9 protein-coding genes and 1 riboswitch are annotated in these 14,408 nt (G+C 67.7%); of the genes, 3 read left to right on the top strand and 6 right to left on the bottom strand.

Annotated elements, in window-relative coordinates:
* The coding region (locus ABE487_RS16045; protein ID WP_346452917.1) for an SIS domain-containing protein at positions 1 to 571 on the bottom strand (571 nt) is incomplete at its 3' end.
* A complete protein-coding gene (locus tag ABE487_RS16040) occupies positions 543 to 1,832 on the bottom strand; it encodes a D-tagatose-bisphosphate aldolase, class II, non-catalytic subunit (protein ID WP_346452637.1) in 1,290 nt (429 codons plus the stop codon). The genes ABE487_RS16045 and ABE487_RS16040, both read right to left, overlap by 29 nt.
* A 431-nt stretch (positions 1,833 to 2,263) precedes the next feature.
* Here ABE487_RS16040 and ABE487_RS16035 point away from each other — a divergent pair, with 431 nt between their 5' ends.
* Entirely contained in the window at positions 2,264 to 5,122 is a 2,859-nt protein-coding gene (locus ABE487_RS16035) for a TonB-dependent receptor (RefSeq protein ID WP_346449574.1), read from the top strand.
* Positions 5,123 to 5,199: 77 nt separating this feature from the next.
* Complete coding sequence (locus ABE487_RS16030) at positions 5,200 to 6,630, top strand: hypothetical protein (protein WP_346452638.1); 1,431 nt, start codon at positions 5,200 to 5,202, stop codon at positions 6,628 to 6,630.
* Positions 6,631 to 6,720: 90 nt separating this feature from the next.
* Here the strand turns inward: ABE487_RS16030 and ahcY are convergent, their stop codons facing one another.
* Positions 6,721 to 8,181: an adenosylhomocysteinase gene (gene ahcY, locus ABE487_RS16025; protein WP_346452639.1), complete on the bottom strand. Its 1,461-nt coding sequence runs from the start codon at positions 8,179 to 8,181 to the stop codon at positions 6,721 to 6,723.
* Positions 8,182 to 8,216: 35 nt separating this feature from the next.
* A riboswitch (S-adenosyl-L-homocysteine riboswitch) is annotated at positions 8,217 to 8,331 on the bottom strand.
* A gap of 260 nt (positions 8,332 to 8,591) precedes the next feature.
* Between ahcY and ABE487_RS16020 the strand changes: the two genes are divergently transcribed.
* The gene (locus ABE487_RS16020; RefSeq protein ID WP_346452640.1) at positions 8,592 to 11,093 is read left to right on the top strand and encodes a prolyl oligopeptidase family serine peptidase; all 2,502 of its coding nucleotides are present in this window, start codon (positions 8,592 to 8,594) and stop codon (positions 11,091 to 11,093) included.
* 68 nt (positions 11,094 to 11,161) lie between these two features.
* On the opposite strand, the gene ABE487_RS16015 is transcribed toward ABE487_RS16020, so the two are convergent.
* From ABE487_RS16015 to ABE487_RS16005, 3 genes are all read right to left on the bottom strand, one after another.
* Positions 11,162 to 11,896 (bottom strand): peptidase, encoded by a 735-nt coding sequence (locus ABE487_RS16015; protein ID WP_346452641.1) that lies wholly within the window; start codon positions 11,894 to 11,896, stop codon positions 11,162 to 11,164.
* Positions 11,897 to 11,961: 65 nt separating this feature from the next.
* The gene (locus tag ABE487_RS16010) at positions 11,962 to 12,969 is read right to left on the bottom strand and encodes an alpha-E domain-containing protein (RefSeq protein WP_346443324.1); all 1,008 of its coding nucleotides are present in this window, start codon (positions 12,967 to 12,969) and stop codon (positions 11,962 to 11,964) included.
* Positions 12,970 to 12,979: 10 nt separating this feature from the next.
* Positions 12,980 to 14,392: a circularly permuted type 2 ATP-grasp protein gene (locus ABE487_RS16005; RefSeq protein WP_346443326.1), complete on the bottom strand. Its 1,413-nt coding sequence runs from the start codon at positions 14,390 to 14,392 to the stop codon at positions 12,980 to 12,982.
* Positions 14,393 to 14,408 lie beyond the last annotated feature (16 nt).

Here is a 14,408-nt window from a genome sequence, read left to right as displayed (position 1 = left end):
CGAGCATCATGCAGCTGAAGCTCGAGGTCATCGCGAAGCTGACGTCGTGGGTTTCGGGCGGCAGCAGCAGGGTCATCGACCGCCGCACCGCGACCCGGCCCAGCGCACCGTAGGCGTTGCAGGTCACCACCAGGTGGCGCACATCGGCGACCAGCGCCTCGGCCAGCTCGACCGCCGCCACGCTCTCGGGGCTGTTGCCAGAACGTCCGAACGAGACCAGCAGCAGCGGGCGCTCCGGATCCAGATACAGCTGCGGCGCGCTGACCAGGTCGGTCGTGGGCACCGCATCGACGCGCGCAGCGAGGGTCCGGTCGAGCCACGGCGCCAGGCATTCGCCGATATAGGCCGAGGTACCGGCACCGGTCAGGATCACCCGCGCCGTCGGGTCGCCCGACACCGGCGCGATGAAGGCGGCGAGCTGCTCGGCCATCCCGGCGACCAGCGCCTGGGTGCGCAGGAGCATGCGCGGCTGCTGTTCGATCTCGCGCGCGGTCCACAGCGCGCCGCTGGCGGCCAGGTCGGGTTCGGGCAGGCCGAGAAGGTCAGGACTGGGCATCGGGGACGCAGGCATGGCGGTAGTCGTCGAGGGCGATGGCGATGTGGGCCATCACGAGGGTGGCGGGATCGAGCGGGGTGCGGTCGGCGCGCAGGGCGCGCAGCGCCTGTGGCAGGTACTGGCCGACCAGCGGCATCGGTGGCGGGCTGTGGCGCAGGTTGGCGAACAGCAGCTGGCAGGCCGCCTCGATCGCAGGGTCCGGCCAGTAGTAGCGGATGCGGTCGCTCAAGCTGTATTGCAGGTCGATGGTCAGTGCCTCGCCCTGGGCGGGGTAGTAGCGCTGCCAGTGGCCGGGCTGGGCGCGCATGCGTGCCAGCGCGGTCTCGCGCAGCTGCGCACGCCGGTCCGGCGCGATCCACTCGCGCTCGATCGCATCCAGCGCCCACAACGCCTCGCGCAGCGCGAAGGTCAGGCCGGGGCCGACCTTGAGGATCGCGAAGTGATCGCGCACCAGCGCGGCCAGCGCCTCGGGGGTCTGGTAGTCGGTCGAATGCGCCTCGAACACCAGGCCCGGCACCTGTTCGATCGCGGCGCTGAGGGCGTGTGCGGCAGCCGGCACGTAGTCGATGACCTGGTGGTGGTCGAACTCCACGCCTGGTTGCACCACCGAGGCGATCACCCGCGTCCACGCGGCTTGCAGGCCGGCGGCTGCGAACGCCTCCCGGTGGGCCTCGATCGTCGCCAGCGCCGCCGCGGGCGCAGTGACCGCCAAGCCGTCGATGGCCTCGGTCGCGCCGCCGGGCACCGGCACCTCGGTGCCGATCACGTAGACCGGCGGCTCGCCGCCGGCCCGGGCATGCGCGGCCTCGGCCGCGCGGCACAACCGCACCGCACGTTCGACGATCGTCGCCTCGGGCAGCGGCACCGGATCGTCCGCGCAGGTCATCGAACAGTCGAGGTGGAGCTTGCGAAAGCCCGCGGCGACGTAGGCGGCGACCATCGTCTCGGCCTTGGCCATCGCCGCCTCGGCCTCGAGCGCGGTCCAGGGATTGGGGCCCAGGTGGTCGCCGCCGAGCGCGATGCGCGCCGGATCGAAGCCGACCTGCCGGGCGATGTCGCCGACGAAGGCGACGAAGTCGGCCGGGGTCATGCCGGTGTAGCCGCCGTCCTGGTTGACCTGGTTGCAGGTCGCCTCGATGAGCACCAGCGGCAGGGCGTGGCGCTGGGCATGGCGCAGCGCGGCCTCCAGCACCAAGGGGTGGGCGCAGCAGATGGAGGGGATACCGGCACCATCGCCACGCGTATGGCGGGCGACCAGCTCGAGCAGGGCGTGCATCGCGGTCCTCGTGTCGAAAAGGGGGGGGCAGGCGCCGCTTGGCATCCATCGTGTGGGCGGAGCGGCGGGCCTGGTGAAAAGGCGCATCCGGGGCGCAGGGAGAGTCTGCGACGAAACACATCGCTTAGCAATGTTTTCTTTCGTTTCTGATAAGAATGAATTCGATTGCGGCACTGTGAGGGCCCCCGGCCCCGTGCGCGTGCGGCTGATCGTCCAGCGTCAAGGCGATGGTGGGCCTGGATTACGGCCCTCCGCACGCGCCATCAGAGCGCGAGCGTGCCTCTTGGCCTGAGGGCCGTAGCAACCGGCGATGCGGCACCGGTCGTCCCATATTTCGTTACAAGAAAATGTTGATGCCAAACGAAACATCATTTAGGCTGGATTTCGTTTTGTAGGTCGCCCCCACAGCCACCCACATCGAGGATGCTTCCGTGAAGACCGTTCGTCCGCATCGCAATCCGCTTTTCTGCAGCATCGCGCTGGCACTTCTGGTGCCGGCCGGCGTGTCGGCCCAGGTCCAGAACGTCGACGATCCTGAGGTGCCAGGAGGCGAGCGGATCGAGTCGCTCGACACGGTGATCGTGACCGGCGTCCGTGGCAGCCTCGCCCGGGCGGTCGAGCTCAAGCGTGACGCGGCGACCGTCCAGGATTCGATCAGCGCCCTGGAACTGGGCAAGTTCCCCGACGACAACGTCGCCGACTCGTTGAGCCACATCACCGGTGTCTCGATCAGTCGCACCGCCGGTGGCGAGGGGCAGAAGGTCAGCGTGCGCGGTCTGGGGCCCGAGTACACCCTGACCACATTCAACGGTCGCCTGCTGGCGACCGATGGTGCCGGTCGCGACTTCGCGTTCGACGTCCTGCCGTCGGACGTGATCAGCGGCGCGGACGTGATCAAGGGCGCGCAGTCGTCGTTGACCGAAGGCGCAATCGGCGGCCTGATCAACCTGCGCTCGGCCAGCCCGTTCGATCGCACCGGCCAGCACGGCATCGTCCGGGTGGAGGGCGATCGCAACCAGATGTCCGATCTCAACGGTCACAAGTTCTCGGCGACCTACAGCAACACTTTCGCCGACGACACTGTTGGCGTGCTGCTCGGCGTGGTGTACGGCAAGCGCCGGGACCGCACCGACATCGCCGGCAACGACGGTGGCTGGACCCGCAATCCGGACCCGACGGACGAGACCTGGTCCGGCAACGCCTGGGGCGGCAACATCGACCCGAACGGCAACGGCGAACTCGACCCCGACGAGTACGGACTGATCGCGCCGGGCCAGTTTCGCGCCGGCTCGATCATCGAAGAAAAGAAGCGACGGGCGTTTTCGGGCAAGCTGGAATGGCGCCCCAGCGACCGCTTCCGGCTGACGGTGGACGGTCTGACCACGCGCCTCGATTCGCCGCAGGTCGGCTACCAGCAGTCCTACTATCCGCTGTTCGCGCCAGGCCGTTGGTCCGACATCACCGTCCAGAACGGCATCGTCACCGGGTTCACGATGGACAACCCGGATCCGGAGCTGCGGCTCAACCCGGAACTGCTCAACATGACCGAGCACCGTGTGGTCGACACCGATCTGTACGGGGCCAACGCGCAGTGGCAGGTCAACGACGACTTCACGCTCACCGCCGACATCTACCGCTCGACCTCCAAGCGTTACTCAGGTGGCCAGGATTCCTACGTGGTCCTGCGCATGAACCAGCCCAACACCGCCCGTATCGACCTGAGCGGCGCCGCGATGCCCAACGTGCGCGTGGACTTCGACGACGGTCGTTCGCTGGCCGACGGGTTCGATGCCGGCCGCTTCGGTGCGTCGGACTTCAACACCCATTACATGGAGCTGCGCGGCGACAACATCGTCGACGAAATCACTGGCGGTGCCCTGGGCGGCGAACTGTTCGTCGGGCGATCGGTCTTCGACCGCCTGCGCTTCGGCGTCAACGTCACCGATCGCAAGAAGTCGCGCGACCTGATCAACAACACCCTCAACGGCGGCGCGGACTACTACTCGGGCGACAACGCCATCAACGTCGGCGACCTGGGCGCGGGCGTGATCTCGCAGTCGCTGGCGTTGCCCAACTTCATGACGCGGGTCCATGCGGTCTTCCCGAGGTCGTTCATCGCCTTCGACGTGCCCAACTACCTGGGCCACCTCGCCCAGTACGATGGCCGGCCGCGAGCCGACGGCACGCCCTATGATTTCTCCAACGCGGCGCCGCAGTGGAATCCGCTCGAGAGCTACCGCGTCTCGGAGAAGACCAACGCGTTCTACGTGCAGGCCGACTTCGCCGGCGAGCGCTGGCGCGGCGATGTCGGCATGCGTGTGGTCAAGACCGATACGACGTCGCAGGCCTGGGACGCCAAGATCCTGCAGATCATCGAGAACGGTGCGTTCAACTACACCGCGGTCTACGACACGCCCAGCGCGATCGAGCAGAAGGGCGACTACACCTTCTACCTGCCGTCGGCGAATTTCATCTGGAGCTTCACCGACGAGCTGCAACTGCGCGTGGGCGCCGCCAAGACCATGGCCCGGCCGCCGGTCGACACGCTGGCGCCGACCAACACCACGGCCAGCGTGTCCTGGGGCGAGTTCACCCAAATCTACGGCGGCAACGTCGATCTGCAGCCCTACAGCGCCAAGCAAGGCGACCTGTCGCTGGAGTGGTACTTCACCGATCGCTCGATCTTCAACGTCGCCGTGTTCTACAAGCGCATCACCAACCAGATCACCACCAGTTGGGAACCGGGCCAGGACATCGGGGTCGGCCCGATCGTCGATGCCAACGGCACGCCGGTGAGCACCGGTCCGACGTTGTTCAACGTCATGCGCCCGATCAATGGCGACTACGCCAAGGTCCGGGGCATCGAGGCGGGTCTGCAGCACTTCTGGGACAACGGCTTCGGGTTCCGCGCGCAGTACACCCGCAACTGGGCGCGCAGTTGGGTCGGCGAGTTCGAGCGCCCGCTCGAGGGCATCGCGCCGTCGGTGTACTCGCTGGGCCTGATGTACGAAAAGGGCCCCTGGTCGATCGGTGCCACCGCCGACCACACCGATGGCTTCGTGACTGCAATCAACGTGCTCGGCGAGGGCTACAACGAGCAAGCCGATCCGATCACCTGGCTGACCGCGCATGCGTCCTACGCCGTCAACGACCGTTTCACGATCTCACTGGAGGGCAGCAACCTGCTCGACGACGAGAACACGTCCAGCATCAACGGCAACCCGCTGCTGTCGCAGGGCTATTACCGGTATGGCCGCTCGGTCACGCTGGGGCTGAGCTACCGGTTCTGAAGGCGTCTTGTGCGACCGGTCCGGGCGTCGCCCCTGGACCGGTTGCGATCCCACGCTGGCGACAGGAGGGGTAGATCATGGAGCACCATCGATACCTGTTGCGTTGCGCGGCGTCGGCGATCCTGCTGGCGGTCACCGGCACATCCAGTGCGGGACTGCCCGATCCGGTGGAGCTGCGAGGAGCTTCGCTCTCGTCGTCCACTCCAGTCCAGGTCTCGGGCCGCACGCAGGCCGTGCGTCTGGCCAAGTCAGCGACGCCGGTGTGCGAGCGCGATGTGCGCCGACGCGGCGCTGCGGCCTATACGCCGGTTCCACTGCAGGCCACGATCGATCGGGTGCAGCCGATGACCGGCATCGTGCTGTGGAACGACAACGCGTCAGGCTTGGCGGCGCTCGGCGACGACGTGCAACTGGAGTTCGCCTACTTCAAGTACAGCGACGTCGTCACCGGACCTGGCACCTACGACTGGTCGCAGGTCGACGCCCGGCTGGCATCGGCGGCGGCACGCGGCCATCAGATGATCGTGCGCTTCCACGACACCTATCCCGGCCACACCACGATCTCGATCCCCAGCCACGTCGCCAACGCCGCCGACCACGTGATCGACTACAGGAGCGTGGAGGGCGAGCAAACCTTCGTGCCCGACTGGCGCTCGGCCACGTTGCGGGCCTTCATTCTCGACTTCTATACCAAGTTCGCACAGCGCTACGACCTCGACCCGCGCCTGGCCTTCCTGCAGGTCGGCGTCGGCTCCTATGCCGAGTATCACCTGTGGGACGGGCCGTTGACCCTGGGCCGCACGTTCCCATCGAAAGCCTTCCAGCAGCAGTTTCTCGAGCACCTGGGCGCGACGTTCACGCAGACCTCCTGGTCGCTGTCGATCGACGCGGCCAGCAGCACCTACTCGCCGTTCTCCGCCGTGCCGTCGTTGCGACAGCTGCGCTTCGGGCTGTTCGACGACTCCTTCATGCATGAGACGCATTCGAGCAGCAACAGCGAATACAACCGCGCGTCCTGGTTGTTCTTCGGCGACACCCGCTACCAGCACAGCCCGGCGGGTGGTGAGTTCAACTACTACAGCGACTACGATCAGGAGAACGTGCTGAACGTCGACGGCCCGTGGGGGCGCAGCTTCGAATCGTTCGTCTCGCAGTACCGCATCAGCTACATGATCGGCAACGACCAGCCGGGCTATCAAACGCGTGCCCGCATCCGGGAGGCCGCGATGGCCACGGGCTATGCGTTCCGGATCACGGCGCTGGCGAGCGATGGCGAATGCGTGCAGATGTCGGTGCGCAACGAAGGCGTGGCGCCGATCTATTACGACGCCTGGTCCGCGGTTGACGGCCACCGTCTGGGCACGTCACTCAAGGGCTTGCTGCCGAATGCCGAGCGTTCTGCCTCGGCCTGCATCGGGCCGCATGCAATCGCCTCGCTGACAGTCGCGATCGAAAGCGATCGGCTCGTGCCGGGGCAGCAGATCCAGTTCAACGCCTCGCTGCCGTAGGCGAGCCGCCGGGCCGGGCGGGCTGGCCCACCAACGAGAACGGGCGCCGCGAGGCGCCCGTTCGTCGTGTTGCTGCAGCGGTACGGTCGCTCAGTAGCGGTAGTGGTCCGGCTTGAACGGCCCCTCGACCGGCACGCCGATGTAGTCGGCCTGGGCCTGGGTGAGCTTGGTCAGCTTGACGCCGATCTTCTCCAGGTGGAGGCGTGCGACTTCCTCGTCGAGGTGCTTGGGCAGCAGGTAGACCCTCTTCTCGTAGCGGTCCTTGTTCGCCCACAGGTCGATCTGGGCCAGGGTCTGGTTGGCGAACGAGTTCGACATCACGAAGCTCGGGTGGCCGGTGGCGCAGCCCAGGTTCACCAGACGGCCATCGGCGAGCAGGAAGATCGCGCGGCCGTCGGGGAAGACGTACTTGTCGACCTGCGGCTTGATGTTGATCTGCTGCACACCCGCCAGCGCCTTGAGCGCATCGACCTGGATCTCATTGTCGAAGTGGCCGATGTTGCAGACGATCGCCTGATCCTTCATCGCCTGCAGGTGCTCGGCAGTGATGATGTCCTTGTTGCCGGTGGTGGTGACGTAGACGTCGCCGCGGCCGAGCGTGCTCTCGATCGTGTTGACTTCGAAACCTTCCATCGCCGCCTGCAGCGCGCAGATCGGGTCGATCTCGGTCACCACGACGCGGGCGCCATAGGCGCGCAGCGAGGCGGCGCAGCCCTTGCCGACGTCGCCGTAGCCGCAGACCACCGCCACCTTGCCGGCCAGCATCACGTCCATTGCGCGCTTGAGGCCGTCGGCCAGCGACTCGCGGCAGCCGTAGAGGTTGTCGAACTTGGACTTGGTGACCGAGTCGTTGACGTTGATCGCCGGCACCAGCAGCGTGCCCGCCTGGGCCAACTGGTAGAGGCGGTGCACGCCGGTGGTGGTCTCCTCGGAGACGCCCTTCCAGTCGGCGACCACGCGCGTCCAGTAGCCCGGACGCTCGCTGGCCACGCGCTTGAGCAGGGTCTTGATGACCTGCTCCTCGTGCGAGGAGGCCGGCTCGTCGACCCACTTGCTGCCGTTCTCGAGCTCGTAGCCCTTGTGGATCAGCAGGGTGACGTCGCCGCCATCGTCGACCACCAGCTCGGGTCCGGTCAGGGTGCCGTCGGGCAGGGTGAAGGTCAGCGCGTCGAGCGTGCAGTCCCAGTACTCTTCCAGCGTCTCGCCCTTCCAGGCGAACACCGGCGTGCCGGTTGCGGCGATCGCGGCGGCGGCGTGGTCCTGGGTCGAGAAGATGTTGCACGAGGCCCAGCGCACGTCGGCGCCGATGTCCTTGAGCGTCTCGATCAGCACCGCGGTCTGGATGGTCATGTGCAGCGAGCCGGTCACGCGCACGCCCTTCAGCGGCTGGGTGGCGGCGTGCTTCTTGCGGATCGACATCAGGCCCGGCATCTCGTGCTCGGCGATGTCGAGTTCCTTGCGGCCCCAGTCGGCCAGCGAGATGTCGGCGACCTTGTAGTCGCCATCCTGGGAGAAAGCGCGCGCGGCGCCGGACTTCAACTGTGCGTTCATTGCATGCTCCGTACGGAATGCGATCGATGCATTCGCGATGACGGGCGCCGTTCGCAGGGCACCTGCGCCGAGCCTGGCCATCGAGGCGTCCGCTTGTGCGGAACGGGTCGTGGACGAAGCCACGCGATGGTCGCAGCGCCCCTCGGCGAGGCGGACCGCCATTCTATCGCAGCTCGCCACTGGAGGCGGCCAGGACCTGGGGCGCGCCCGTTGGGCGAGGCAAGGCTGATGTTCAGGTGCCGACTGCGCCGGCTGCCTTTGCGGTCCGGCCCTGGTGCGGTGCTACGCGGGCGTAGTGACCGCTTTGCGATACAGCGCAAGTCCCGTCGGTCCCGGGCACGCATCCGCTGCCCAGCGCGACACGACAGGTATGCTCGACAGCCTTGTGCGTTTTTTCGGATCGACTTCTGATGACTGCAACGACTGCCCGTCGCCGATTGTTTCTCGCCGTCTCCGCCACCTTGCTCGTCGCCTCGCTTGGTGGCTCCCCCGTGTTCGCGCAGACCGCGCCGGCAGTCGTAGCCGAGGACGGCGGCTACCAACTGCCGCCCGAAGCGTTGCGCGCGATCGTCGATGCGCCGCGTCCGCCGCGCTTGCTGCTGAGCCCCAAGCGCGACCTGGCCGCTTTCCTGCAGACGCCCGCGCTGCCGTCGATTGCCGAAGTCTCGCAACCCGAGCTCAAGCTCGGCGGCATCCGGATCAATCCCAAGACCTACTCGGCCAGCCGCGCCTCGTACGTCAGCGATGTCTGGCTCAAGCCGATCGACGGTGGCGGCGAGCAGCGCATCGCCGGCCTGCCCGAGCCGTTGTCGCTGGCTTCGCTACTGTGGTCGCCCGACCAGCGCCACATCGCCTTCAGCCAGGTCGACACACACGCGGGCGAAGTGCAGCTGTGGCTGGTCGACGTGGCGACGCGTCAGGCGCGACGCCTGCTGTCCCAGCCGCTCAATGCGGTCGTCGGCAACGGCTTCGAATGGATGCCCGATGGGCAGTCGCTGCTGGTGCGGTTGCGTCCGCAAGGGCAGGGCGCCGCGCCGCAGGAGGATGGCGTTCCGGCCGGCCCCAATGTCCAGGAGACCGGCGCCGGCGGCACGGTGCAGCAGTTGCGGACCTACCAGGACCTGCTGCGCAGCGAGCAGGATGCGCGGGTGTTCGCGCACTACATGACCAGCCAGCTCGCGCGCGTGTCGCTCGACGGCACGGTGTCGCCGATCGGCGCGCCCGGCCTGACCGTCAGCGCCACCGCTTCGCCCGACGGGCGTCATCTGCTGCGCCAGCAGATCGACCGGCCGTTCTCCTATCAGGTGCCGTATACCCGCTTCCCGCGCCGGATCGAGGTGATCGGACTCGACGGTGCGGTCCAGCACACGGTGGCGCGCCTGCCGCTGGTCGAGGGCCTGCCGGTTGGCAACGATGCGGTGCCCACCGGCGTGCGTTCGGTCGCCTGGCGCAGCGACGCGCCGGCGACGCTGGTCTGGGCCGAGGCGCAGGACGGCGGCGATCCGGCGCGCGAGGTCGCGGTGCGCGACATCGTCTACGCGCAGGCTGCCCCGTTCCGCACAAAGCCGACTGCGCTTGCGCAACTGTCGATGCGCTACGCCGGCACGCAGTGGGGCACTGGCGATCTTGCGTTGCTGACCGAGTATTGGTGGAAAACGCGCCGGATCCGCGAGTGGCGCCTGCATCCCGACGGCGGCGCCACGCCGGTGCTGGTGCGCGACGGGTCGTACGAGGACCGCTACGCCGACCCGGGCATGGCGGTGACGATGCCCGACGACAACGGCAACCGCCGGCTGCTGATCGCGGCCGATGGCCAGAGCATCTACCGCATCGGCGACGGCGCGTCGGAGGAAGGCGACCGGCCGTTCCTGGACCGCCAGCACTTGGCCGACGGCCGTACCGAGCGGCTGTTCCACTCGCAGGCGCCGGCCTACGAGGCACCGGTCGCGGTGCTCGATGCGCAGGCCACGCGGCTGCTGACCACGCGCGAAACGCCGGCCGAGCCAGCGAACTTCCTGCTGCGCCGCCTGGACGACGCCGATGCTGCACCGGCAGCGCTGACCGCGTTCGCGCATCCCACGCCGCAGCTGCGCGACGTGCACAAGGAGCTGGTCCGCTTCAAGCGCAAGGACGGTGTCGACCTGAGCGGCACGCTGTACCTGCCGCCGGGCTACGACGCACAGCGCGACGGCCCGTTGCCGCTGCTGATGTGGGCCTATCCGGGCGAGTTCAAGTCCGCGGATGCCGCCAGTCAGGTGACCGATTCGCCGTACCGCTTCAACGCGGTCGGCTACTGGGGGCCGCAGGCGTTCCTGGCAATGGGCTATGCGGTGTTTGCCGACGTGTCGATGCCGATCATCGGCGAGGGCGATGCCGAGCCCAACGATACCTACATCGAACAACTGGTCGCCAGCGCCGAGGCCGCGGTGGATGAAGTCGTGCGCCGCGGCGTGGCGGATCGTCGCCGGATCGCGATCGGCGGGCATTCCTACGGCGCGTTCATGACCGGCAACCTGCTGGCGCACTCGCGGCTGTTCGCCGCCGGCATCGCGCGCAGTGGCGCCTACAACCGCACGCTCACGCCGTTCGGCTTCCAGGCCGAGGAGCGCAACTACTGGCAGGCGCAGGACACTTACCTGCGCATGTCGCCGTTCAACTACGCCGGGCAGATCAAGGACCCGATCCTGCTGATCCACGGCGAGGAGGACAACAATTCGGGCACGTTCCCGATGCAGAGCGAGCGCATGTTCGCGGCGATCAAGGGCCTGGGCGGCAATGCCCGGCTGGTGATGCTGCCCAAGGAATCGCACGGCTACCGGGCGCGCGAATCGATCCTGCACATGCTCTACGAGACCAACGCCTGGCTCGACCGTTATGTGAAGCATCGCCCCGAGGCACCCGCGGCGCCGTAACCCGGCGCTGCCGCCGCGACGCCCGATGGTGAACGGGCGTCGCGGTGGTCGTCAGCGCCGGGCGTTGCCTACCGCGCCCATGGCGGCGCCGGCAGCGCGGCGACCGCTTCGCGCAGGCTGTTATTCCAACGCTCGCGGATCGAGCGCAGATAAGCGTCCTCGTCCTCGAAGCGCTGCTGGACCTCCAACTGCAGGCTGTCGCGGCGATAGACCGCCAAGTCGATCGGCGTGCCGACCGACAGGTTCGAGCGGATCGTCGAGTCGAACGACACCAGCGTGCACTTGGTCGCGGTGACCAGGTCGGTCTGCCGGGTCACCACTCGGTCGAGGATCGGCTTGCCGAATTTGATCTCGCCGGTCTGGAAGAACGGAGTCTCGGGCGTGCTCTCGATGAAATTGCCTTCCGAGTACACCAGGAACAGCCGCGGCGGTTCGCCGCGGATCTGGCCGCCGACGATGAACGAGCCGCTGGGGTCGATCCCGCTGTCGCGAAGATAGGCTTCGTCGCGGGCGCGGATCTCGCGCATCGCGTCGCCGATCGCCTGGGCGACCTGGAACATCGACTGCGCATTGCGGATGCCCGGCGTCGCCGGTTCGTGCCGGTCGCGATGCTCGATCAGATTGAGCACGTTCTGGGTCAGCGACAGGTTGCCGGCCGACAGCGTCACCACCACGTAGGCGCCCGGTTCGGCGAAGACCCGCATCTTGCCGGCACGGCGGACATGGTCGACGCCCGCGTTGGTGCGCGAGTCGGAGGCCAACACGAGCCCCTCGTCGAGGTTGAGGCCGATGCAGTAGGTCATGAGGCGGCGCGGGTACGGCGGAGCGGACGGCCATTGTGCCCGCTGCGCGGGCGGCATGGCACCCGTCAGGCGGTGTTCTGCCAGGGGGACTGGACCTGCGTCTGGGCCGGCGCCGGTACGGCGCGGGTGGTCATGAACTGATGATGGATTTCCGCGCCCAGCCGGGTCAGCCGGGTCATCGTGTCCTGCAGCCACGCTTCCAGTCCGCCGGTGATGATCTCGTCCATGCGTGCGTAGCGCGACTGCGCGGCCAGCGCGCCGGCCTGGCGCGCCACCTCCAGCGAGGCCCCGCCGGTCAGCGATTGCAGGATCGAGGAGATCGCCTCGACGCAGGTCTGCAGCGAGCGCGGATTGTCGCCGTTGAGCAGCATCAACGCCGCCACGCCGGCCGGGCTGACCGACTCGCGGTAGAGGCGTCGGTAGGTCTCGAACGCCGACAGCGCCTGCAACAGCGCGCTCCACTGGAAGTACTGGACCGCGTCGCGCGCCTCGCCGGTCTCCGGCAGTTCGTCGTCGCTGGCGATCATGTCCAGCAGCCGGATCGACCATTCGGCGCGCTCGATGAACGCCCCCAGTTGCAGGAACTGGTAGCCCTCGCCTCGGCCGAGGGTGCCGATCGTGATGCCCCGGAACGATGCCGAGCGGGTCTTGACCCATTCGAGGGTGTTGCTCAGTCCGTTGCGGCGCAGTTGCGCGGCATCGAGCTTGCGGATCTCCAGCCACGAGCTGTTGAGGTCCTCGTACATCTCCGAGGTGATCGCCACGCGCTGGGCGCGGGCGTTCTCGCGGGCGTGGCGGAAGCAGCTGTGGATCGAGCTGGGGTTGTCGGGCGCCAGCAGCAGGTGTCCGACCACGCCCTCGGCATCGATCCGTCCGTGGCGTTCGAGGAACGGTTGCACCAGTCCCAGCGAGTCGAGCGAACGCCGCCATGCGGCGGCCTGCGCCTTGCCGCGGTCCAGGCGCTCGGGCAGCAAGGCGATGCGTTGTGCGACATCGAGCAGGCGCGCGGTGTTCTCGGCGCGTTCCATGCTGCGCGCCACCCAGTACAGATCGTTCGCGGTGCGACAGAGCATGCGTGCGGCCTTAGTTTTCCATGATCCAGGTGTCCTTGGTGCCGCCCCCCTGGGAAGAATTGACCACCAGCGAACCTTCGCGCAGCGCCACCCGCGTCAGTCCCCCCGGCACGACCTGGATGCGGTTGCCGCTGAGGATGTAAGGGCGCAGGTCGATGTGGCGCGGCGCCAGTCCGCTTTCGACGAAGGTCGGGCAGGTCGACAGCGACAGCGTCGGCTGGGCGATGTAGTTGCCCGGGTCGGCGAGGATGCGGGCGCGGAACGCCTCGATCTCGGCCTTGGTCGAGGCCGGGCCGACGAGCATCCCGTAGCCGCCGGCGCCGTGCACCTCCTTGACGACGAGTTCGGGCAAGTGCGCCAGCGCGTATTTGAGGTCGTCGGGATTGCGCAGCTGCCAGGTCGGCACGTTGTGCAGGATCGGCTCTTCGCTGAGGTAGTAGCGGATCATCTCGGGCACGAACGGGTACACCGACTTGTCGTCGCCCACGCCGGTGCCCGGCGCATTGGCCAGGGTCACGTTGCCGGCGCGGTAGGCGCCGAACAGCCCGGGCACACCGAGCATCGATTCGGGCCGGAACACCGTCGGGTCGAGGAAGTCGTCGTTGATGCGGCGGTAGATCACGTGCACGCGCTGGGCGCCGCGCGTGGTCTGCGCATAGACCATGTCGTTCTGCACGAACAGGTCGGCGCCCTCGACCAGTTCCACGCCCATCTGCTGGGCCAGGAACGCGTGCTCGAAGTAGGCCGAGTTCGCCGCGCCCGGCGTGAGGACGGCCACCACCGGGTTGTCGATGTTGGCCGGCGCGCACTGGCGCAGTACGTCGAGCAGTGCGTCGGGGTAACGTTCGACCGGCGCGATCTGCTGACTGGAGAACAGCTCGGGCGTCAGGCGCGCCATCATCCGCCGGTTCTCGAGCATGTACGACACCCCCGACGCGACCCGCAGATTGTCCTCGAGCACGTAGTACTCGCCGTCGCCGGCGCGCACCAGATCGATGCCCGAAACGTGCGAATAGGTGTTGCAGGCGACCTGCAGGCCCTGCATCTCCTTGCGGTACTCGCTGTTATCGAGCACCAGCGCGGCCGGAATGCGGCCATCGCGCAGAATGCGTTGCGGGCCGTAGACATCGCCCAGGAACAGATTCAGCGCGTGCACCCGCTGGCGCAGCCCGGCTTCGAGCATCCGCCATTCGGCAGCCGGCACGATCCTGGGCACGATGTCGAAGGGGATCAGGCGCTCGGTGCCCGACTCCTCGCCGTAGACCGAGAACGTGATGCCGACGCGGTGGAACGAGATCTCGGCCTCGCGCCGCTTGTGCGCGACCTGCTCGGTCGGCGTGCGCTGCAGCCAGTCTTCGAACGTGCGGTAGTGCGGCCGGACCGCATCTTGCGCGTCGCGCATCTCGTCGTAACTGGCTGACATCGAAGAAGCTTCCCCT

Source organism: Luteimonas sp. TWI596 (assembly GCF_039674105.1).
GTDB lineage: Bacteria > Pseudomonadota > Gammaproteobacteria > Xanthomonadales > Xanthomonadaceae > Luteimonas.
Note: the sequence above shows the minus strand (reverse complement) of the source record. Positions and strands in the feature narration are given on the sequence as shown.

Coding starts and splice junctions, on each gene's coding strand:
- ABE487_RS16015 (WP_346452641.1), bottom strand. CDS start 11,896: ATGACCTACTGCATCGGCCTCAACCTCGACGAGGGGCTCGTGTTGGCC.
- ahcY (WP_346452639.1), bottom strand. CDS start 8,181: ATGAACGCACAGTTGAAGTCCGGCGCCGCGCGCGCTTTCTCCCAGGAT.
- ABE487_RS16005 (WP_346443326.1), bottom strand. CDS start 14,392: ATGTCAGCCAGTTACGACGAGATGCGCGACGCGCAAGATGCGGTCCGG.
- ABE487_RS16040 (WP_346452637.1), bottom strand. CDS start 1,832: ATGCACGCCCTGCTCGAGCTGGTCGCCCGCCATACGCGTGGCGATGGT.
- ABE487_RS16030 (WP_346452638.1), top strand. CDS start 5,200: ATGGAGCACCATCGATACCTGTTGCGTTGCGCGGCGTCGGCGATCCTG.
- ABE487_RS16020 (WP_346452640.1), top strand. CDS start 8,592: ATGACTGCAACGACTGCCCGTCGCCGATTGTTTCTCGCCGTCTCCGCC.
- ABE487_RS16010 (WP_346443324.1), bottom strand. CDS start 12,969: ATGCTCTGTCGCACCGCGAACGATCTGTACTGGGTGGCGCGCAGCATG.